Raw genomic sequence first — 21894 nt, 5'->3', positions numbered from 1 at the left:
GGCACTGGGGAGGCGGGGCGTGAATAGTAATGCTTCCTATTAAGTGGAGCAATTGCTACCCGTCGACCGCGCCACTGCCTGGAAACTAAAGCGCCTGTTTAAGGCGACTCAATTTCTCCCGGCTGCCGCACACGCTCATCTGGCACCATTTGCGCAGTTTGTTCTTGGAGATATCTAGGAATAGCCAATCACAGTCGGTGGCCGTGCAGCACTTCAGCACGCGAAGATCACCGGACACCAGCAACTGCGTGGCCTCGATCGCCAGGCGCCCGATCAACATTGCACTCAGTTCCTGGGCAGAGGTGCAGGTTTTCCACGCCCAGGCCGGCGTCCCGTCAACCGTGCGCAGAACCCGCCAGGTGGTGCCTTGCTGGAAATTCAGGTTGATCTGCTGCAAGGCGTCATCGGCCGCAGCATGGCGCAAGGACAATGGATAAAACACGGCATACAGGCATTCGCGGAACGCAATGATGGCGTCCAGATCCGGCTGGTAGGAAATAGGCGACTCAAACACCATGGCCTTGTATTCAGCGAACTCCTGGGCAGAGATCAGCGAGGCGTGCAGCGCCCATTCAAAGAAAAACTGAAAACTGGTGAGCCGCTCTTCCATGACCTTGAGTGGGGAACCAGGGCGGCGGCCGTTGGTGGTATTGATGAAGTCCAACACCTGGGCCCCGCCGATCAGACGGATGGATTTTGCAGTGCCGGTGAAATGCGTCATGCCTGCTCCTGAAAAAACGCGGTATGCCTGCGATGGCGCAGATTACCTTGTTTTCTGAAGGTGCAGGCACCGCCACCGCGGCGCAAAGACCAGCGGCTATGTGCGCCCGTCGTTGCGGGCCATCCAATCGAGAATAGTCGCGACAGACTGTTCGACCGACAGCGCCTGGGTGTCCAGGTGCACTTCCGGAAAGATCGGCACGTCGTAGTTCGAATCAATCCCGGTGAAATGTTGGATCAGCCCCAGGCGGGCTTTTTTATACAAGCCTTTAGGGTCACGTTGTTCCGCCGTTTCCAGCGGCGCGTCCACATGCACCTCGACAAAATGCTCATTGCCGACAATGGCGCGCGCGTAATGCCGGCTGGCCGCCGACGGCGAGATCAGCGCCACGATCACCACCAGCCCCGCGTCCAGCATCAAGCGCGCCACTTCGGCGACCCGCCGGATATTCTCGTCGCGGTCGCTGTCGGTAAAACCCAGGTCGCGGCACAGGCCGCTGCGCACCGAGTCGCCGTCAATGATGCAGGTCAAGCGCCCCTGCGCCTGCAAGGCCATGTCCAGCGCATCGGCAATCGTCGACTTGCCGGCCGCCGAGATGCCCGTCATCCAGATGACCAAGGGCTTCTGCCCCATACGCGAGCGTTCCGCGCCGAGATGGCTGAACGCAAACGCATGCAGATTCCGCTCTGGACGTTCCGCAAAATGACTCATGGCCGCTCACCCTCCGTCACCGCCACAGGCGGTTTACCCAACAGGAACACCATCACGCATTGCACGAACAGCAACAGCGCAACCACCCAGTAGACGGTCGCGAACGAGCCGGTCAGGTCCTTGGAAAAACCGCCCAGGAAGTTGCCGCACACGCCCCCCAGGCCGATCAGCACATTGGCAATGCCGAATGCCTGGGTCAGTCGGCTGACCGGCACGATTTGCCCGATGTAGCTGGGGACAAGCCCGAAGATGGGGTAGAACGCCAGGGCAAACAAAAATGCCGCCAGGTAGAACAGCGGGAGGCTGTTGAAACTGAACACCAGGGTGGCGGCCAGCCCCGCACTCAGAAAGCACATGGCCAGCGACGCCCTGACGCCCACCTTGTCGGCGATCCACCCCACCAGAAAGCCCGAGGCCATGCCCACCGCGCCAATGGTGGTCCAGACAAACCCGGCGTCCTGCACCGACACCCCCAACTCATCCCGCAGGAACGGAGCCAGGTAAGTCTGGAACGGCAACAGCGCCATCCCGTTCAAAAACGCAATGGCCCAGGTCAGGTACAGCGAGCGACTCAACCACGGTGCTTGGCTGTCGAACGCCGTCGAACGCGGCCCGGAAAAACCGGCGTCCTTGTCCGCCACCAGGTTGCGCAGCAGAAACCAGGCCACCACGCACAGGGCCACCGAGATCAGGCCCGCGGTGAGCCAGATCGAGCGCCAGCCACCCTGCAGGGTGAGGAACGACACCAGCAAGCCATTGATGAACACGCCGTAGCTGGTGCCGCTGGAAATCAGCCCCATGACCCGCGAGCGATTACCCGGGCTGAAGCCCTTGGTGACAATCTCCGCCAGCGGGATGTACACCGAGGCCGAGCAGCCGCCGAGCAAAATCAACAGCGCCCCGGACAGCCAGATACTGTTGCTGACACTCAGCCCCAACAGCGCCAGGGAGGTCATCAGCGTCGACACCAGGCTGATTTTCCAGCCTTCGAAAAAACGACTGATGTAACTGGTGACCGATGAAAACAGCAGGAAGCCGATCTGCGCACCGCCGGTGATCAGGCCCACCGTGGTGTAGTCGAAGCCGATGTCGCGGCGCATGTCCACCACCAGGTTGGCGAACAGGTAAACGCCAAACCCGTAGGTACTGGCCACGAACCCGGTCAACACCACCGCCAGCACGACGCTGTCCAACGGGCGCGCGCTACTGTGTACCAGTGTGCTCATCAGGTACTCCTTAAACGGCGCGTGCGGTGTGGATGACAAAATCACAATTCATCATGTCGTAGTCACGCTGGAAATCCCCGTAACTCTCATGGGCGCAAAACCCGGACTTGAGCACCTCCCCCTTCAACTCGCCCGGCAACAGCGGATAGACCTGCAACCGGTACTGCTCGGCGTCATCAAAGGAGTAGATGAACTCACACACGTGCTCATCCACCTGCCCAAGGCCGACGGATGCCTGCGTGCCGCAGTAATAGTAATTACCGCTGGATTTGAACTTGCCTGCGCGAATGGCAAAGAAGTTACGTTGATCCACAATCAGCAAGCCGCCCGGATTGAGCAATGCCCTGAATCTCTCCAGCACCTCCAGCCGTTCATGGGCTGCAAACACATGGCACAACGAACTGCCCAGGCACACCACGGCATCGAAGCGCCCCAGTTCGGCGGGATCGAGGGACTGCCAATCCCGGTAGTGCGATTCGATCGCCAACCCACGTTGCCGAAAATTCTCCCGAGCCTTGGTCAACATCGTGCTGCTGCCGTCCGTGGCGACGACATCGAACCCCGCCTGCTTAAGCTGGACCGCATGAAAACCACTGCCCGTGGAGACGTCGATCACCGACTTCACGCCGTGCTGCTTCAGCAGGTTTTCAAAGAACCCGTTCTCCCCCGCCTTTCTTTTGTCCCAATCGATCAAGTCATCCCAGCGTTCGACGAATTTTTTCGAGTATTGCGTGGCGTAACTGGCGACTTCGCTGTGCTTGTGCCGCGACATTTGATTCATCACACACCTACCAGGTTGAATGTTTGAAAGACAGGTATTTGCTCGACAGCTCGTGGGCAAACTCGGCGGACTGTTCGATGGACATGGTTTTCTTCGAGTACCCCAGCATCGCCTGCATCACGGCCATGCATTGCGGGTTATAGGTGACCGAGCCATCGCAATGAATTTCATCGATGCCATCCTGGCTCTGGCAGATGGTATTGATGCGCACCGCTTCGTCCTGGGGGCAGTCGGCGCTGAACTGCACCTTGATCTGCCCCTCCTGCAGCCACACCGGATAGCCGCCCGGCAACCCCAGCGGGCCGGGCGCGTGCACCAGCACCGGCGTGGGCGAAAACAGCCCTTCGATCACGGTGACGGCCGAGCACGCCGTGAGGAACTGCCCATCGATACCGCCCAGGCGGCGGAACTCGGATTTAACCGTGGAAAAAATCGCTTCGGCCGGCAGGTGGGCCGCAGCCGGGCGGTCGCGCACCTCATACAACAAGCGGTAGCTGGCACGCGGGGGCAAGCCGCCGCGCGGCACGTAGTGGCTGAAATAGTGCTGGGCATACAGATGCACCTGCACATCGGCGGGCGCACACTCCAGCAGCCGCGCGATGGAAAATCGCAGCGCCGGGATCAGGTTGGCTACATTGCCCACGCCAATATCCGGCGCCAGCCCGACCCTGGCCAGGATCGGGTTGACCGCATCGGGAAAGGCCGCGTTGACCGTCCTGGCCGCGATACCGGAGGCTTTCACCGCCTGCATCAAGTGATGCATCAGCGTCAGGTGCATGGGCAGCCAGGGGCCGAACTGCGCCTGGTCGAGCTGCTCGAACGAGAGCCTGGGCAACCCGGTGATCACCCGCCACGACTGCAACGACGCGCAGTTCACCACCAAGTCCGGCGCCTCTGCACGCAGCACCTGGGTGACCCGGTCGATATCGGTGAGGTCGGCGATCACCGGCTTGATCGTGATGTCTTGCCCCAACTGTGCACACGACAGTGCCACCAGGTTGCACAGCCGCACGGTCGCGTCTTCATTGCGCCCCAGCACCACGAATTCAAAGGCATTTTTCGGCCCGAGAATCTTCAGGATCTGCAGGCACAGGTTGCCTGCGCCCACCAGCAGCAGTTTCTTCTTGGGGGCTGACGGGCTCATCGTGGGTAGGCTCCGTTGTCTACCGGAATGACCTTGCCGGTGACATGCCGCATGGCATCGCTGATCACCAGCAAAATGACCTCGGCAACACCGCCGGGCAGGATCGGTTCCTTGAGGATCTCCTGGCGCGCGTACTCGGCGCGGCGGTATTCAGGGATGGTGTCGTAGATGGCGGTGTCATGGATCAGCGCCGGCGACACTGCGTTAACCCGCACGAACGGCGCGAAATTCCAGGCATTGGCTTTGGTCAGGCCGATCACCGCCGCCTTGGTGGCGCCGTACAAGGCATCGCAACTGCCCACTTCGCCGGCCACCGAGGCGATATTGACGATGCTGCGCGGCGCCTCGTGTTTCATCTCCCGTTCGGCGAAGTCTTTGGAGAGATAGACCAAGGCCTTGAGGTTCACAGTCAGGATTTCGTCCACTTCGGCATCGGAATAGGCGTAGACGCTTTTGCCGTGGTAAATACCGGCGTTATTGATTAATGCATGAATAGTTGCGTGACGCTCGTACAGCGCAGGGATAAACCCCTTGATCAGCGCATTATCCGAAAAATCCGCGACATGGGTTTCCAATACATCCGCCGTATAAGTGCGCTGTAACGCACGCAGGCCTTCGGCATCCTTGTCGGCACCAATAACGAAATAACCTGCCTGGATAGCCTTTTCCACAGTAGCCCGGCCGATCCCATTGGCCGCACCGGTGACAATCAACTTTTTCATACAACAATCCTTATTGGCAAAATTCATTCATGCGTGCGTAGAAGGGTCGGTGGTATTCGTAAAAGGCTTTTAATTTTGGCGACCGATCGAAAGCGTCCATATCGATAGCAGGTTTATCCGGCAGAGCAATGCGTTCACTGTTCTCCGCCGCCACATGCCAACTTCTCCAGGTTTTCCACTGTCGTGGACATTCGCGTTTCCATGTCATGGCGTGGGGCAAAAATTCAATCTGCAAGTAGTCACACAGTTTACGAATGACACGCTCCGGCTCGGCGGCAAGGTCATCGGCATTAATCACATAAGGCACTTTTCCGATGAGTTTGGTGACCACACAAAAAATCTCGTACAAGGCTTTATGCCCGATGGCCTGCACGGGCATATCGGGGTGTACCCGGTGATGGGAAATAATGCTGCTGGCAGGTTCGCGAATAATAAAAATATTGTGTTGTTGCGCCAGGAAGTCCCGGTCAACTTTCAAGTCATCCAGGCAGTGGTAACACATGTCTTTGTGAAAGACATTGGTACTTTCCCGGGCCTTGAGCAGTTGCTCTTTGATGCCTTGATAGGTGGTGGGCAAACTGTGATCCCATTCATCCGAAGGAATCACTGAATCTGCGGAAAACGCCATATGGGCAAACGGCTCGTGGAAGACCTCAAAATCCCCCCGCTCGATAAACACCCGTTCCAACACGGTGGAACGGGAACGCGGGTGCGCCCATAACCCGACCATCTTGTTCATGCCAGCACCCCGTACTCAGCCGCCAGGATGGCGTTGAGCGAGCGTGCGAAAGGCTTCGTCACCGGACACAGGCGCACGCAGTAATCGGTCAGGCGCCGATGCGCGCTGTTGGCCTCGTTGCAGGCGTTGATAAACGCCTCGTGATTGCCAAAGTCGTAGGGCTCGATGCTGTCGATGAAATAGGCTTCGCAGAAGTACGGAATGCGAATGAGCCGGGCGAACGTCTCAGCCGGCGCCTGCTGGGGTTCACAGGCGGGCGCCACCGGTTTGCCGTGGCTTTCACGCTCGATCAGAAACTCCACCACCTCCGGCGTCAGCGTGTAGCACGTGGTGGTCAGCCCGGTCTTTTCCAGGTGCCAGCAGTGCTTGTGGCCACGCTCGTCAACGTCGACCTTGATACTGGAAAGCAGGGTCTTGACCGGCACCTTCGAGGCCGCGACCAGGGCCTGGATCTGCTGGTAAATCATCAGCTCGGCCCAGCGCATGTCCTCCGGGCCCAGCGCCAGGCCACGCTCGGCGGCCTGCAAGGCGAACTCGGGCTGGCAGGAAAAACGCCCGATCATAAAGGTGATCACATACTTGCAACGGCCGGTGTCGACGCCATTGCGGAGGGCGCAGGCGATGCCCCGCTCTATCGCCTGGATACCGGCCTGGAACTGCGAAACGGTGAAGCAGAACGTGATGTTGACCGAAACGCCTTGGGCCACCAGGTGTTCGATCGTCGCAAAACCCTCCAGGCTGCCCGGCACTTTCACCATCACATTCGCGGCCAGGCGATGCAGCTCCAGGCCCCGCGCGGTCATGCGTTCGCTGCACCGCACGTCCGACGGGTCGACCTGGGCGCATAGCCAACCATCGGCCTGAGCCGATTGCACCCACAGCGGCTTGAGCATCGAGGCGCCTTCTGCAATCACTTCGTTGTACAGCTGCTTGCGCAATTCCCCGGGAGACAGGCTGGCCAGATTAAAACGCGACGACCAATACTCTTTCTTGTCGAGGATCGCCGCCGTCACCAGCCGGGGGTTGGTGGTCACACTGCTGAAGCCCCAGGGCTGGGAGAGATCCTGCGGCATCAACTGTTCGATATGGGCGGCGGCAGCCGGGTACTTGTCCAACAAATGCTGTTTATACGGTGCGTACACCACGGGCGACGAATCCCACCACACTTCCGAACGTGGATCATTACGTTTAAGTCGCTCTATATAACCCAGTGTGCCCACAACACTTGCTCCTTGAGTAACGTGATCAATGAGGGTCGGTAACTCACGCATATCGGCAAAAGGTAACGCGCCGGCTTCGGCCAATATTCGATGTCGAGATAACGGACCAAAACCCAGGACTTTTATAGTGGCTGCCACGGCGGCTTGAATCCCTGTGACACTGTCTTCAATCACCAGCGCATCACAGGGTTCAACGCTGTAAGTTTCACACGCCGTTAAAAACACCAGCGGATCAGGCTTCCAACGCCCCAATTCATAACAACTGAATATTCGCCCCTCGAAATAAGGCAACAACCCCACAAGGCGTAAACACTGTTCTATCTTATTGCGCGGCGCACTCGAGGCTACGCAATAGGGAGTTTCCAGCACTTCCAATACGTCAAGTATCCCATCAGTCGCTTTCACATTAAGCGTCAATGCTTCCAGCGCTCGAACTCGGAAGTCCTCTTCAAACCGAGGGGGCAAACAAATACCCAATAACGGTTCTACTTCGCGCAGGCAATCGGCAATCTTCCTTCCACGAAAGTGCTCAATGAAATACGCACTATCCAGTGTCTTGCCGTCCTGTACGTGAGCATTAAGCATGCCGATCAATACAGACAGGGTGATCTCTTCGCTTTGGACAAGTACACCGTCGCAATCGAAGATGACTAACTTAGGCAACGGCGTAGCTCCCTGCTCTGGTAGTTCCCCTATAGCTGCCGATAAACACATAGGCATCTCTTATAGGTGACTCCGCATGACTTCCGAACTACCAGCGGAACGGGTTGAGGTGTGCTTATAAGACACGGGGCAAAAAACCCTGTCAAACGCTTTTTAGCGGTTTTTTAGTATCTTATGGTTATTTTTTATTCTTCTGTTATTCCATTTTTCACCATGGTTGTAGTCGCTAATTTCACACGGCTGAACTTCCGTTGCGCACCGCCAGTCAGCTACTTGAACTCACGAATTCAAGGTCGGGTGGGCAATGCATATCTCGTTGGAGCAACAAGTGGCGCTGGTAACGGGCGCCAGTTCCGGTATCGGCGCCGGTGCGGCCAGGGCCCTGGCGCAAGCCGGCGCTGCGGTGGTGCTCAATTACAACAGCCAGGCCGCGCCCGCCGAGGCCTTGGCAGAGCAGATCAACGCCGAGGGCGGCCGGGCGATTGCCATCCGCGCCGACGTGTCGAAAGAAGCCGATGTGGAACGCCTGTTCGCAAAGACCCTCGAGGCGTTCGGCCATCTGGACATCCTGGTGGCCAACTCCGGCATGCAGAAGGACGCCGCCGTGGTCGACATGACCCTCGACGACTGGAACGCCGTGATCGGCGTCAACCTTACCGGCCAGTTCCTCTGTGCCCGTGCGGCCGTGCGTCTCTTCAAGCGCCAGGGCATCCGTGAAGGCGTATCCCGGGCCGCCGGCAAAATCATCCACATGAGCTCGGTGCACCAGTTGATCCCCTGGGCCGGGCATGTGAATTACGCGGCGTCCAAGGGCGGCGTTGAGATGCTGATGCGCACCCTCGCCCAGGAGGTCAGTGAACAGCGCATCCGTATCAACGGCATTGCGCCGGGGGCGATTCGTACGGCGATCAACCGTGCCGCCACCGAAGGTGCGGCGGAACAGGCGCTGCTCAAGTTGATCCCCTATGGCCGGGTCGGCGATGTGGAGGACGTGGCCAACGCCGTGGTATGGCTGGCCAGTGACGCCTCGGATTACGTGGTCGGCAGCACCCTGTTCATTGATGGCGGCATGAGCCTTTACCCGGAGTTTCGTGACAATGGTTGATTTGAAAAACGAACCACAAAGCGCCATCGATGCCCACGGCATCATCGGCGACATGCGCAGCGCGGCGCTGGTGAACGATAAAGGCAGCATCGATTTTTTCTGCTGGCCGGAGTTCGACAGCCCGTCGATCTTCTGCTCACTGCTCGACACCCCCGATGCCGGCACGTTCCAACTCACCCCGGACCTGCCCAATGCCCGCCGCGAACAGATCTACCTGCCCGACACCAATGTGCTGCAAACCCGTTGGCTCAGCGATGACGCCGTGGTGGAAATCACCGACCTGCTGGTCATCAGCGAAGAAATCGACGACTTACCCCTGCTGATTCGCCGCGTACGCGTGGTCAGCGGCACGGCCACCCTCCACCTGCGCTGCGCCGTGCGCCATGACTATGCGCGCGCCTCCACCGAGGCGAGCCTGGATAACGCCAGCGTCTGTTTCAACGCCGATGGCCAGCCGGGCATGCGCCTGTGCGGCAGCCATCCGTTGCAGATCGAAGATAACGCCGCCGTGGCCCGCTTCACCCTGGGTCAGGAAGAAGGCGCCGAGTTCGTACTTGGCGGCCAGGACGATGAGCGTGTGGCGGGTGTCTGCACCGACCTGGCCCTGGCCCACACCTTGAAGTTCTGGCGCGGCTGGATTGCGCAGTCGAACTACCGCGGGCGCTGGCGCGAAATGGTCAACCGCTCGGCCCTGGCCCTCAAGCTGCTGACCTCGCGCAAACACGGCGCAATCATCGCCGCGGCCACCTTCGGTTTGCCGGAAACGCCTGCGGGCGAACGCAACTGGGACTACCGCTACACCTGGATCCGCGACGCCTCGTTTACCGTCTACGCGTTTATGCGCCTGGGTTTTGTCGACGAGGCCAACGCCTATATGCGCTGGCTCAAGGGCCGGGTCAGCGATTGCTGTGGCCAGCCGACCAAGATCCATATCCTCTACGGCATCGACGGCCGCCAGGAGCTGCCCGAAACCGCGCTGGAACACCTCGGCGGCCACGGCGGCGCCAAGCCGGTGCGCGTCGGCAATGGCGCGGTCGACCAGGTCCAGCTGGATATCTATGGCGAGTTGATGGACGCGGTGTACCTGGTCAACAAGTACGGCGAAGCCATCTCTCACGAGGGCTGGAAACACACGGTGGAAGTCGCTGACCAGGTGTGTGAAATCTGGAACCAGAAAGACGTGGGCATCTGGGAAATGCGCGGCGAGCAGCATCACTTCCTGCATTCGCGGCTGATGTGCTGGGTGGCCCTGGACCGTGCGATCCGCCTGGCCTCCAAGCGCTCGTTGCCGGCGCCGTTTGCACGTTGGGACCAGACCCGCCAGGCGATCTATGCCGATATCTGGAGCAACTTCTGGAACGAAGAACGCGGGCATTTCGTGCAGCACATCGGCAGCACCGCCCTGGACGGTTCGATGCTGCTGATGCCGCTGGTGCGTTTTGTCGCCGCCACCGACCCGCGCTGGCTGAGCACGTTGCAGGCGATCCAGAAAAGCCTGGTGCGCGACGGCATGGTCTACCGCTACCGCAACGACGACAACGCGATCGACGGCCTGCAAGGCACCGAAGGCGCATTTGCCGCCTGCTCGTTCTGGTACGTCGAATGCCTGGCCCGCGCCGGGCAAGTGGAGAAGGCCCACCTGGAATTCGAACAACTGCTGCGCTACGCCAACCCGCTGGGCCTGTATGCCGAAGAGTTCGACAGCCAGGCCCGCCACCTGGGCAATACACCCCAGGCGTTGAGCCATCTGGCGTTGATCAGCGCGGCGACGTTCCTGGACCGCAAGCTCAGTGGCGAGAAGACGACCTGGCAGCCCTGAGGCGCCCTGCCCTGCCTTTACAGGCAGGGCATCCCGTCATGTCTTTCGACTAGAGTTTCAACACCTGACAGGAGCCCACCATGACCATCACCGCCCCCCTCCTCTACGTGCGCACCTCCATGCTCGATGTGGCGTATGAAACCCACGGCCCCATCGACGGCGAGCCTGTGATCCTGCTGCATGGTTTCCCTTACGACCCACGCGGCTATGACGAGATTGCGCCGGTGCTGGCCGAACGCGGCTACCGGGTGCTGGTGCCGTACCTGCGCGGTTATGGCCCTACGCGGTTTATCAACGCGCAGGTGATGCGCTCCGGCCAACAGGCAGCGCTGGGCAAGGATCTGCTGGATTTCATGGATGCGCTGTCGATCCCGCGCGCCACCCTGGCCGGGTATGACTGGGGCGGGCGCGCCGCGTGTATCGTCGCGGCGCTGTGGCCCGAACGGGTACGCGGGCTGGTGACCGGCGATGGCTATAACATCCAGGACATTGCCAGGTCGCGCCAGCCACGGGCTCCGGCGACGGAGCATCGGTTGTGGTATCAGTTCTACTTCCACACCCAGCGCGGTGTGGACGGGCTGACGGCCAATCGCCGCGAACTCTGCCAGTTGTTGTGGTCACTGTGGTCGCCGTCCTGGGCCGAAGGGCCGGGGCTGTATGGGCAGACGGCGCCGTCATTCGATAACCCGGACTTTGTCGAGGTGGTGATTCACTCCTATCGCCATCGTTTCATGTATGCGCCTGGCGATCCGGCGCTGGAAGCCATCGAGCAGGCCCTGGCGCGGCAACCGGTGATTGCGGTGCCGAGCATTTCGCTGTGCGGTGCCGACGACGGCGTGGGCCCGCCGCCGCAAGAGGATGACGACGTGGAGCATTTCAGCGCTTTTTACCGGCGGGAGGTGTTGCCCGGCGTGGGCCACAATATTCCCCAGGAAGCACCGCAGGCCACCCTCGACGCCCTGTTTGAATTGCTCGCCTAGGCCACCGGCGAGAACCGCTCGCGGTAGGCCTGGGGCGTCACCGACAAGGCCCGCATAAAGCTGCGGCGCAAGGTTTCTTCGCAGCCGAAACCACACTGCACGGCGATGCGCTTGATCGACGTGGTGCTGTCGGCCAGTTGCCGGCGCGCGCTTTCGACACGGATCAGCTCCACCGCGCGCGCGGGCGTCTGGCCGGTTTCGGCGCGGTAGTGGCGCACGAAGCTGCGCTCGCTCATGCCGGCCTGGGCGGCGAGGGTCGGGATACTCAGGTCGAGGGTCAGATGCTCGGCTATCCAGGCATGCAGCTCGGTGAAACGGCTGCCGCCCTTTTGCAGGGACAGGGTCACGCTGAATTGCGACTGGCCGCCGGGGCGCTTCAGGAACACCACCAGGTGCCGCGCCACTTCCAGGGCCACGGCGCGGCCCAGGTCTTCTTCCACCAGAGCCAGGCACAGGTCGATGCCGGCGGTCACACCGGCGGAGGTCCATACCGCGCCCTGCTGGATAAAGATCGGGTTGGGCTCCACGGTCAGCGCCGGAAACTTGCGCGCCAGTTCTTCGCAACGGGTCCAGTGGGTGGCGACGCGGCAACCATCGAGCAAGCCACTGGCCGCCAGCAAAAACGCACCGGTGCACACCGAGGCCATGCGCCGGGTGTGCCGGGCTTTTTCGCGCACCCAATCCACCAGCGCAGGCTTTTCAGCGGCGCCGTACACGCCCCAGCCACCCGCGATCACCAGGGTGTCGCAGGGCTGGTCGACCGCAGGCAACGGCTCGGCCACCAGCGCCAGGCCGGCGGAGGTCATCACCGGGCCGGCCTGGTCGGCGATCACCGTGACCGCGTAAGGCAACGGCACGCCACGCTGGCGCGCCAGGTCATTGGCCGACGCAAACACCTGCAGCGGCCCGGTGACGTCGAGCACCTGGGCATTCTCGAAAGCGAGTACGTGGACAATTCTGGGCATGGTTGGCGTGATTCGTGGGTTCAATGGCGTACTCGCCAAAGCCTAGGCCGCTAGAGTGAGGTCGTCTACCCCTTTCTCGGAGCTTCATTCATGACCTTGCAGATCGGCTTTCTGTTGTTCCCCGGCATTCAGCAACTGGACCTGACCGGCCCCTATGACGTATTGGGTTCGCTGCCGGATGTAAAGCTGCACCTGGTATGGAAGGACCTGGCGCCGGTCACCTCCAGCACGGGCCTGGTGTTCACGCCAACCATGACCTATGCCGACTGCCCGACGCTGGATGTGATCTGCGTGCCCGGTGGTTCCGGCGTGGGCCCATTGATGGAAGACCCGCAGACCCTGGACTTCCTCAAGGCCCAGGCGCAGACCGCGCGCTACGTGACCTCGGTGTGCACCGGCTCGCTGGTGCTCGGCGCGGCGGGGTTGCTGCGCGGGCGCAAGGCGACGACGCACTGGGCCTACCACGACATGCTCGCCCCGCTCGGCGCCATCCCGGTACAGGAGCGCGTGGTGCGTGACGGCAACCTGTTCACCGGCGGTGGCATTACCGCCGGTATCGACTTTGCCCTGGTGCTGGCGGCGGAGCTGTACAGCGAAGCGGCGGCGCAACTGGTGCAGTTGCAGATTGAATATGCGCCGGCGCCGCCGTTCGATTCGGGTCGTCCGGACACAGCGCCTGCGCATGTGCGGGAAGAAGCCAACAAACGCACCGCCGAATCGCGCAGGGTGCGCGGTGAAATCGTCGCGCGCGCAGCAGCACGGCTGGGCTGAGCCTGTACCTGTGGTGAGCCAGCTTGCTCGCGCTGGGGCGCGAAGCGGCCCCAAGCTTTGGAGGGGCTGCTGCGCAGCCCCGGCGCGAGCAAGCTCGTTCACCACAACAAGCTCGTTTGGCCACAGACCGCTTGCTCGCCGCACAATCCCTTCACCCCATGGGGTCAGGTTGGGCGCGACATCAGCGCCAGGCGCACCGCCAGCACGCTCAGCACCGTCACCAAGCCCCATTTCTGTAGCCAGGCGCCTTTTGGGCGCCTGGCGAAGAAGCGGCTCAGCGCCCCGCCGAAAATGCCCAGCAGCAGGTGAAACACCCCAGCGATCAAGGTGAGCACGCCGCCCAACAGCATCAACTGCACGGCGATGGAGCCGGCCTGCGGCCGTACGAACTGCGGCAAAAACACCACAAAAAACAGCAACGCCTTGGGGTTGAGCAGGCTGTTCAGCATGGCCTGCAGAAACACCCGGCCAAGGGGCACGCGGTGTAGGGAGGCAGGGTCCAGCCCAGTTTTTTTCTGCAGCGTCTTGAACACCAGCCACAGCAGGTAGACCACACCCGCATAGCGAATCACGTCAAAGGATGGCGGCCAACTGGCGACCAACGCCGTCACCCCGGTGGCGGTCAATGCGGTCAGCAACACGTCAGCCACACCGATGCCCAGGGCCGAGGCCACTCCCCCACGCCAGCCGTGGGTGACGCCATGACTGATCACAAAGGCCATGTTCGGCCCCGGGGATAACAGCAACAACAGCACAGCACCTGAAAAAACCGCCAGGGTCCCAAGGTCGATCATGCTCAGCCCTCCACCGGGAAAAACCTGCACATTAGTGCGTGGGCCTGGGGCGAACAAAAAATTGTGCTGGATACATTGTTCATCGGCAATTGCGAATGGCCACGACCAGCGTCTAGAATGCGAAACATTATCAATTAAGACGGCTGCGCCAGGATGCCCATGTCGAGCGATCACCCACTGGACCATGCCGCCATCGGCCAGCTTTATCACACCCATCACTCCTGGCTGCGCGGCTGGTTGAGCCGACGTACCGGTTGCCGTGAACGTGCCGCCGACCTGGCGCAGGAAACCTTTGTGCGCCTGCTCAACGCACGCAAACAGCAGGCCGTGCTGCAGCCGCGCGCGTACCTGAGCAGCATCGCCCGCAGCTTGATGATCGACCAGTACCGACGCCGGGAATTGGAGCGCGCCTACCTCGAAAGCCTTGCGCATTTCCCCCAGGCCGACGTGCCGTCGGAAGAAACCCGCCTGCTGATTCTCGACAGTCTGGAACGCATCGACCGCCTGCTCGACCAGCTCAAGCCGCGGGTGCGTGAAGCGTTCCTGCTGGCGCAACTGGACGGCCTGACCTGCGCGCAGATCGCCCTGCGCCTCGGGGTGTCCAAGGCTACGGTGGAGCGTGACCTGTCCAAGGCGCTGCACGCCTGCTATCGGTTGCGCTATGCCGACCTCTGACCCTCGCCTGGTCGACCAGGCTATCCAGTGGATGATCAAGCTGCGCTTCAACGTCGCCGACGACGCCAGCACCGCTGCGTTCGAGCGCTGGCTGCACACCAGCGCCGAACACCAGCAGGTCTGGCAACGGGTGGCGACGATGAATGATGAGTTCAGCCACCTGCCCGCGCAGGTCGGCCGCCACGCCCTGCACGGGGCGCGTCGACGTATCAGCCGTCGCGAAGGGTTGAAGCTGCTCGGCCTGGTGGCCGGTGCGGCCGGCCTGACCTGGTTTGGCCGCGACTGCACCCCGCTGCCCGCCTTGATGGCCGACTACCGCACTGCCACCGGCGAACGGCGTTGGGTGGCATTGAACGACGGCAGCCGCATCCAACTGAACAGCGCCAGCGCGTTCGACACGGCGTTTACTCAGGAGCGGCGCCTGGTGCAGTTGCGCCAGGGTGAAATACTGGTCAATCCCGGTGCCGACAACCGGCCCTTCTGGGTACAGACCCGTGACGGTTACCTGCGCGCCCTCGGCACGCGCTTCCTGGTGCGCGAAGAGACCCAAGGCACCATGCTCGCCGTGCGGCAGGGCACGGTGGCGGTGTTTGCCGACAACCACGCCGCCGGCGCGCGCCAAGTGATCAACCCCGGCGAACGGGTATTGTTCGACCGCAGTGGCATTCGTTCTCTCGCCGCCAATGGCCTGGACCCTTGGGCCTGGAGCGAAGGCGTGATCAGCGCCCGGGACATGCGCCTGGATGCTTTCCTCGCCGAACTGGGCCGCTACCGCAACGGCCTGCTGCGCTGCAGCGAAGCGGTGGCCGGATTGCGGGTGTCGGGCACTTATCAGTTGGACGACACCGATGAGGTGCTGGGCCTGGTAGCCCACTCACTCAAGCTCGATGTCACTTACCGCAGCCGCTACTGGGTGACCGTCACCGCCCGCGTTTAACATTCGAAAATAAATGAGGTGAATTCTCATTGCCGCTCGACCTGTAAGGAAAGGCCGATCAACAGGCCGGTTCTGTTCACTTCCTTCAGGAGCATCCCGCGGTCATGCAAGCGTTCCCCTTCCCACGTTCACCCCTCAAGCACGCGGTGCACGCCGCCTTGCTCGGCGCCTGCCTGAGCTGCGCAACCGCGCCGCCGTTCGCATGGGCCGAAACGCCGGCCAGCGACACCCAGGCCCGCGACTGGAACATCGCCGCCGGTTCCCTGGCCACCGCACTGGACCAGTTCGCCCGCCAGGCCGGCGTCAGCCTGTCGTACGACGCCACCAGCGTCGCCGGCAAGACCAGCCAGGGCCTGAGTGGTCGCCTGGACCGCGAGCAGGCGCTCGGCCAGTTGCTGCGTGGCCAGGGCCTGCAAGCCCAGCGCCAGGGCAACAGTACCTGGCTGCTGTTGCCGCAAGTGGCCGACGGCGGCGCGCTGAACCTGGGCGCCACCACGGTCACCGGTGAGCGGTTGGGCGCCACCACCGATGGCACCGGTGCCTACACCACGGGTGCGGTGACGATCGGCAAGGGCGAGCACAGCCTGCGGGAAACGCCGCAATCGGTGAGTGTGATGACCCGCCAATTGATGGATGACCAGAACCTCACCACCATCGATGACGTGATGGAACGCACGCCCGGGATCACCACTTACGAATCACCCATGGGCGGCAAATATTTTTATTCCCGTGGTTTCAAGATGCTCGGCCAGTACCAGTACGACGGCGTCCCCCTGGACATGGGCAAGGACTACGTGCAGGCCGACAGCTTCAGCGCGAACATGGCGATCTACGACCGCGTCGAAGTGCTCAAGGGCGCGGCGGGCATGCTCAAGGGCGCCGGCACCGCCAGCGGCGCGGTGAACTTCGTGCGCAAGCGGCCCCAGGCCAAGCCCACCACCAGCCTGTCGCTGTCCGCCGGCACCTGGGACAACTACCGCGCCGACGTCGACACCGGCGGCCCACTGAATGACAGCGGTACGGTGCGCGGCCGCGCGGCGATCAGCCAACAGAATCGCGGTTCCTACATGGACATTTCCAAGCGCCAGGACCAGGCGTTCTATGGCGCCCTGGATGTCGATCTCAGCGCCGACACCACCCTGGGCTTCGGCGCCAGCTATGAAGACGTCGACGCCACACCGTGCTGGGGCGGCCTGCCGCGCTATGCCGACGGCAAAAGCGCCCACCTCAGCCGCTCCACCTGCCTGGGCCAATCCTGGAACGACTGGCAAAGCCGGCGCACCACCTTCTTCGCCGACCTCACCCATCACTTCAACGATGACTGGAAACTCAAGGTTGCGGCCGTGCACAGCCGCAACCTGCAAGACACCAAATACGCCGCCAGCGAAGGCACCATTGCCTACGGCAACCCGACGCCTACGGCCAACTCCTATGCGGCGCTGATGGACTACGACCACAAGGACTTCGGCCTCGACGCCTATGTGGACGGCAAGTTCGAAGCCTTCGGGCTGGAACACGAACTGATCCTCGGTGCCAATGGCAGCCGTGGTACCCAGGACGATGTGTACGCGATCCAGAACCTGCCCAGGCGCCAAGGCATCTACCAACCCGACCACCATTTCCCGGAGCCGGCCAACAGCACCTTCTGGCCGAACATGTATCGCGGCGGCACGGTGAAGGAAACCGCCACCCAGTACGGCGCCTACACCACCTTGCGCCTGCGCCTGGCCGAGCCGTTGATGTTTATCGTAGGCAGCCGCGTGAGCTGGTACGAGAACCGTCGCCAGTCCAACAACCTGGCCTGGGGCGAGTGGGCCTTGCAGGATGCCCGCACCCGGGAAACCGGTGAAGTGACGCCGTTTGCCGCACTGATCTACGACCTCAATGAGCACCTGTCGGTGTACGCCAGCTACGCGGATATCTTCCAGCCGCAAAGTTCCTATGCCACGCTCGATGGCGCCGCGCTCAAGCCGAAGATCGGTGACAACTACGAGCTGGGTATCAAGGGCGAATGGTTCGACGGGCGCCTCAACAGCTCCCTGGCGCTGTTCCGCGCCGTCGAGAAAAACGCGGCCGAATCCGATTACATCGCCCAGTGCCCGACCTCCGCCGACGGCTATTGCTACACCGACAGCGGCAAGGTGCGCGCCCAGGGCGTGGAGGCGGAAATCAGCGGTGAAGTGCTCGAGCGCCTGCAGGTATCCGGTGGCTACACCTACACCCAGACCAAGTCCCTGAAGAACATCGATACCGCCCTGGAGGGCGGTACGTCCAACACCTACGTACCTCGACACATGCTGCGCATGTGGGGCGACTACCAGCTCGACGGCGCCCTGTCGAAATGGAGCGTGGGCACCGGCGTCAACGCCCAGAGCAGCAATTACCGCGTGCAGACCATCAAGCTCGAACAGGCCGGTTACGCAACCTGGAGTGCCCGTGTGGCGTACCGTATCGACGACACTTGGACCGTCGCACTCAACGGCAACAATCTGTTCGATAAAAGTTACTACAACACGGTGGGTACAGCCTCCTGGGGTAACTTTTATGGCGAGCCACGAAATTTTACGGTGAGTTTGAAAGGCAACTTCTGATCTGGCGAAAGTCCCGCAGGCAGGGCACTTCGTGCGCCCTGCCACCCCCTCTTTGTCCCCCCTTCCTACCGCCTTTGAAAAAAGGTTTTTCCTTTATGCAGGAAAAATCCTGCATTTGTTTCTACACTCAAAAACACACCCAATCACCGCTTACCCGGACAAGGAATGTCAATAAAATGCCGAACAAAACACTGATAAACCTGTCTGCCCTGCCACCTCCGCACCATCGTCAATTCATTGACAAATTGATTAAGGGAACACTCCTGTAGTCACTACCCCCGCGAATTCCCTTCAAATGGATAGCCGCATTTGAATTGATAGTTGCGTATTACCCAGAGTAGCCATAGTTGGAAGTGCCCTCTAAAGCAGTTCGCTGCTTTATTGAACAAACATCCAAACAATAGCTCTGGCGTGCAATGAGGGATGTTTTATGCGAGAGAAGTCGTCCGTCGACAGCCTGTTTTTAACGCGCGCCGGTTTTGTTGAGTTCTTTGTTGTTTTCGTCAAGTTCATACATGGCCTGAGTGCCATTTTGCCCCCGCTGATCCTGGTGATGTTCATCGACCCGATGGACCCTGAACTGCGCGGGCACTTCCTCGGCCTGCTGGTATTTTTCGCGGTCCTGACGATCATTCTGTTCCAGGCCCTGGGCATCTATTCCGAAGAACTGTTCAGCAACCGGCTGCGCCTGAAAACCAAGGTCAAGGCATGGTCGGCGGCGTTTTGCATCCTGTTGTTCATGTACCAGATCCTGCAGTTTTTCCCGCAATTGACCCCGCGTAACCTGGTGGCCTGGTACGTCGCCAGCCTGGGCTTGTTCTGCCTTGAGCGCCTGCTGATGCTGCGCCTGTACCGCAGCCTGATGCGCAAGGGCAAATACCTGCAACGTACGGTGATCCTGGGCTTTACCGACACCGCCATGCACGTCGCCGATCACCTGCAACGCAACGGTGATATCCGCTCCGGCCTGATCGGCTTTATCGACGATCGCACCGAGCGGATCCCCAAGGAATTGAGCAACCTGCCCCTGCTGGGCAACACCCGTGACCTGGAGAAACTCATCCGCGCCGAGCAGGTCAACCAAGTGATGATCTGCCTGCCCTGGGCCGCCGAGCAGCGCATCCACGGGCTGGTCAATCGCCTGCGGCAGATGTCGGTGAACGTGATGCTGGTGCCCGACATGGCCGCCCTGCGCTATGGCCATAGCCGTATCACCGACGTGGGCGGGATCCTGATGTTCAACACCTCGCAATTGCCGTTGCGTGGCTGGTCACCGGTGATCAAGCGCCTGGAGGATGTGCTGCTGGCCAGCCTGGCGCTGGTGACACTGTCCCCTGTGATGGTCGCGACGGCAATTGCGATAAAGCTCGACTCCAAAGGGCCGATCCTGTTTCGCCAGAACCGCTTTGGCTACAACGACAACGAAATCCGCGTGTTCAAGTTCCGCTCGATGTACACCGACCAGAGCGACTTCACCGCCGAACGCCAGACCACCCGCCAGGACCCGCGCATTACCCGGGTGGGGCGCATTATCCGCAAGACCAGCATCGACGAGCTGCCGCAGTTGTTCAACGTGCTGCTGGGCAACATGTCCATGGTCGGCCCGCGCCCCCATGCCACGGCGACCAAAGCCGCCGGCATTCCCTTCGAAGTGGCGGTGAGCGAGTACAGCTCGCGCCACCGCGTGAAGCCGGGGATTACGGGCTGGGCGCAGATCAACGGTTACCGGGGTGAGACCGACACCCTGTTCAAGATCCAGAAACGTGTCGAGTACGACCTGGAGTACATCTCCAAGTGGTCGGTGTGGTTTGACCTGTACATCGTTTTCATGACGGTCCCGGCCGTCCTTTCCACCAAGGAAGTCTATTGATGAAGACCCTCAACGGATTAATTCCCTGCATCGTTTCCGGTGGTTCGGGCACTCGACTGTGGCCGGTGTCGCGGCAGAACATGCCCAAGCCGTTCATGCGCATGCGCGATGGCCAGAGCCTGCTGCAAAAAACCTTCCTGCGCGCGGCCAAACTGCCCGGTGTGGAAAGCGTGCTCACGGTGACCAACCGCGACCTGTTGTTTCGCACCCTCGACGACTACCGCGGAGTGAACAACGCCCGCCTGCCCCTGGACCTGCTGCTGGAACCGTTCGGTCGCAACACGGCGGCGGCCATCGCCGTGGCGGCCCTGCATGTGCAGGAGCATTTCGGCGGCGACGCACAGTTACTGGTAATGCCCGCCGACCATCTGATCCTCAATGAAGTGGCGTTCGCCGAGGCCGTGACCCAGGCCCGCGACCTGGCCGAAGCCGGCTACCTGGTGACGTTCGGCATCCAGCCTGACCACCCGGAAACCGGTTTTGGCTATATCGAGCAAGGCGAGGCGCTGAGCCATGGCTACCGGGTCAAACGCTTCGTCGAGAAACCCGACCTGGCCACCGCCCAGGCCTACCTGGACGGCGGCAAGCACTTGTGGAACGCCGGCATGTTCTGCTTCAAGGCCAGCACCCTGGTGGATGAGCTCGCCACCCATGCACCCGACGTGCTGGAGGCCGCACGCGCCGCGCTGGAGCACAGCCAGAGCCTGCAGAACACAACCTCGCGCCAACGTGAACTGGATGCGGATGCGTTCGGCAGTGCGCCGGATGTTTCCATCGACGTGGCCTTGATGGAAAAGTCCCGGCAAGTGGCCGTGGTGCCCTGTGACATTGGCTGGAGCGACATCGGGTCCTGGGAAGCGCTGCGCCAGCTCACCCCCAGCGATGCCCATGGCAACCAGGTCAATGGCGAAGCGATTTTGCATGACGTGCACAACTGCTACATCGACTCGCCCAAGCGCGTGCTGGGCGCCGTGGGGGTACGCGACCTGATCATCGTGGATACCCCCGACGCACTGCTGATCGCCGACGCCCACCGCAGCCAGGATGTGCGCTATATCGTCGCCGAGCTCAAGCGCCAGAACCATCCGGCGTACAGCCTGCACCGCACGGTGACCCGGCCGTGGGGCACCTACACCGTGCTGGAAGAAAGCAGCCGCTTCAAGATCAAGCGCATCGTGGTCAAGCCGCTGGCCTCGCTGTCGTTGCAGATGCACCATCACCGCAGCGAACACTGGGTGGTGGTCAGCGGCGCGGCACAGATCACCAATGGCGACCGCGAGTTCCTGATCAACGCCAACGAGTCCACCTACATTCCCGCTGGGCACAAACACCGGCTGACCAACCCCGGCATCATCGACCTGGTGATGATCGAAGTGCAGAGCGGCGAGTACCTGGGCGAAGACGACATCGTGCGCTTCGACGACATCTACGGCCGCGCGCCTGCCGAGGCGAAAAAATGA

At 61.4% G+C, this 21894-nt stretch carries 19 protein-coding genes and 1 pseudogene; 9 read left to right on the top strand and 11 right to left on the bottom strand.

Going from position 1 to position 21894, the window contains the following annotated elements:
* Positions 1–85: 85 nt before the first annotated feature.
* The 9 genes and pseudogenes from NIBR502773_RS25160 to NIBR502773_RS25120 all read right to left on the bottom strand — a co-directional run.
* Complete coding sequence (locus tag NIBR502773_RS25160; protein WP_141157223.1) at positions 86–721, bottom strand: CGNR zinc finger domain-containing protein; 636 nt, start codon at positions 719–721, stop codon at positions 86–88.
* Positions 722–817: 96 nt separating this feature from the next.
* On the bottom strand, positions 818–1432 hold the full coding sequence (cysC, locus tag NIBR502773_RS25155; protein ID WP_141157222.1) for an adenylyl-sulfate kinase: 615 nt from the start codon (positions 1430–1432) through the stop codon (positions 818–820).
* Positions 1429–2658 (bottom strand): nitrate/nitrite transporter, encoded by a 1230-nt coding sequence (locus NIBR502773_RS25150; RefSeq protein WP_141157221.1) that lies wholly within the window; start codon positions 2656–2658, stop codon positions 1429–1431. Before NIBR502773_RS25150 ends, cysC begins: the two co-directional genes overlap by 4 nt.
* Before the next feature lie 10 nt (positions 2659–2668).
* The gene (locus NIBR502773_RS25145) at positions 2669–3439 is read right to left on the bottom strand and encodes a bifunctional 2-polyprenyl-6-hydroxyphenol methylase/3-demethylubiquinol 3-O-methyltransferase UbiG (RefSeq protein ID WP_115488771.1); all 771 of its coding nucleotides are present in this window, start codon (positions 3437–3439) and stop codon (positions 2669–2671) included.
* Between the two features lie 7 nt (positions 3440–3446).
* Positions 3447–4583: a hypothetical protein gene (locus NIBR502773_RS25140; protein ID WP_141157220.1), complete on the bottom strand. Its 1137-nt coding sequence runs from the start codon at positions 4581–4583 to the stop codon at positions 3447–3449.
* Positions 4580–5305, bottom strand: a complete 726-nt coding sequence (locus NIBR502773_RS25135; protein WP_141157219.1) for an SDR family oxidoreductase — start codon at positions 5303–5305, stop codon at positions 4580–4582. Before NIBR502773_RS25135 ends, NIBR502773_RS25140 begins: the two co-directional genes overlap by 4 nt.
* A 10-nt stretch (positions 5306–5315) precedes the next feature.
* Positions 5316–6044 carry a sulfotransferase family protein gene (locus NIBR502773_RS25130; RefSeq protein ID WP_027603117.1) on the bottom strand — a complete coding sequence of 243 codons (729 nt, stop codon included), beginning with the start codon at positions 6042–6044 and terminating at the stop codon, positions 5316–5318.
* Complete coding sequence (locus tag NIBR502773_RS25125; protein WP_141157866.1) at positions 6041–7264, bottom strand: transaldolase family protein; 1224 nt, start codon at positions 7262–7264, stop codon at positions 6041–6043. Before NIBR502773_RS25125 ends, NIBR502773_RS25130 begins: the two co-directional genes overlap by 4 nt.
* Positions 7265–7435: 171 nt before the next feature.
* Positions 7436–7978, bottom strand: a pseudogene (locus NIBR502773_RS25120) (HAD family hydrolase); the annotation flags it as partial.
* A 253-nt stretch (positions 7979–8231) separates the two neighbouring features.
* Here NIBR502773_RS25120 and NIBR502773_RS25115 point away from each other — a divergent pair.
* The 3 genes from NIBR502773_RS25115 to NIBR502773_RS25105 all read left to right on the top strand — a co-directional run bounded on the left by NIBR502773_RS25115 (position 8232) and on the right by NIBR502773_RS25105 (position 11831).
* Entirely contained in the window at positions 8232–9032 is an 801-nt protein-coding gene (locus NIBR502773_RS25115; RefSeq protein WP_141157218.1) for a glucose 1-dehydrogenase, read from the top strand.
* A complete protein-coding gene (locus NIBR502773_RS25110) occupies positions 9025–10851 on the top strand; it encodes a glycoside hydrolase family 15 protein (protein WP_141157217.1) in 1827 nt (608 codons plus the stop codon). The genes NIBR502773_RS25115 and NIBR502773_RS25110 overlap by 8 nt, the downstream gene beginning before the upstream one ends.
* An 80-nt stretch (positions 10852–10931) precedes the next feature.
* Positions 10932–11831, top strand: coding sequence for an alpha/beta fold hydrolase (locus tag NIBR502773_RS25105; protein ID WP_141157216.1), 900 nt, complete (start codon positions 10932–10934; stop codon positions 11829–11831).
* On the opposite strand, the gene NIBR502773_RS25100 is transcribed toward NIBR502773_RS25105, so the two are convergent.
* On the bottom strand, positions 11828–12796 hold the full coding sequence (locus NIBR502773_RS25100; protein WP_065939402.1) for a GlxA family transcriptional regulator: 969 nt from the start codon (positions 12794–12796) through the stop codon (positions 11828–11830). The two genes, NIBR502773_RS25105 and NIBR502773_RS25100, sit on opposite strands and share 4 nt — an antisense overlap.
* A 90-nt stretch (positions 12797–12886) precedes the next feature.
* Between NIBR502773_RS25100 and inhA the strand changes: the two genes are divergently transcribed.
* The gene (inhA, locus tag NIBR502773_RS25095) at positions 12887–13567 is read left to right on the top strand and encodes an isonitrile hydratase (RefSeq protein WP_092489778.1); all 681 of its coding nucleotides are present in this window, start codon (positions 12887–12889) and stop codon (positions 13565–13567) included.
* A 164-nt stretch (positions 13568–13731) separates the two neighbouring features.
* Here inhA and NIBR502773_RS25090 read toward each other — a convergent pair whose 3' ends face one another.
* Positions 13732–14361 carry a LysE family translocator gene (locus NIBR502773_RS25090; protein WP_141157215.1) on the bottom strand — a complete coding sequence of 210 codons (630 nt, stop codon included), beginning with the start codon at positions 14359–14361 and terminating at the stop codon, positions 13732–13734.
* Between the two features lie 159 nt (positions 14362–14520).
* Between NIBR502773_RS25090 and NIBR502773_RS25085 the strand changes: the two genes are divergently transcribed.
* The 5 genes from NIBR502773_RS25085 to NIBR502773_RS25065 all read left to right on the top strand — a co-directional run bounded on the left by NIBR502773_RS25085 (position 14521) and on the right by NIBR502773_RS25065 (position 21894).
* Positions 14521–15036, top strand: coding sequence for a sigma-70 family RNA polymerase sigma factor (locus NIBR502773_RS25085; protein ID WP_053132260.1), 516 nt, complete (start codon positions 14521–14523; stop codon positions 15034–15036).
* Positions 15023–15973 carry a FecR domain-containing protein gene (locus NIBR502773_RS25080; protein WP_141157214.1) on the top strand — a complete coding sequence of 317 codons (951 nt, stop codon included), beginning with the start codon at positions 15023–15025 and terminating at the stop codon, positions 15971–15973. Before NIBR502773_RS25085 ends, NIBR502773_RS25080 begins: the two co-directional genes overlap by 14 nt.
* A gap of 104 nt (positions 15974–16077) precedes the next feature.
* Positions 16078–18564, top strand: a complete 2487-nt coding sequence (locus NIBR502773_RS25075; protein WP_141157213.1) for a TonB-dependent receptor — start codon at positions 16078–16080, stop codon at positions 18562–18564.
* 430 nt (positions 18565–18994) lie between these two features.
* Positions 18995–20434 carry an undecaprenyl-phosphate glucose phosphotransferase gene (locus NIBR502773_RS25070; protein ID WP_115488783.1) on the top strand — a complete coding sequence of 480 codons (1440 nt, stop codon included), beginning with the start codon at positions 18995–18997 and terminating at the stop codon, positions 20432–20434.
* Positions 20434–21894, top strand: coding sequence for a mannose-1-phosphate guanylyltransferase/mannose-6-phosphate isomerase (locus tag NIBR502773_RS25065; RefSeq protein ID WP_141157212.1), 1461 nt, complete (start codon positions 20434–20436; stop codon positions 21892–21894). Before NIBR502773_RS25070 ends, NIBR502773_RS25065 begins: the two co-directional genes overlap by 1 nt.

Source organism: Pseudomonas sp. NIBRBAC000502773 (genome assembly GCF_006517195.1).
In the GTDB taxonomy this organism is placed as follows: domain Bacteria; phylum Pseudomonadota; class Gammaproteobacteria; order Pseudomonadales; family Pseudomonadaceae; genus Aquipseudomonas; species Aquipseudomonas marginalis.
Note: the sequence above shows the minus strand (reverse complement) of the source record. Positions and strands in the feature narration are given on the sequence as shown.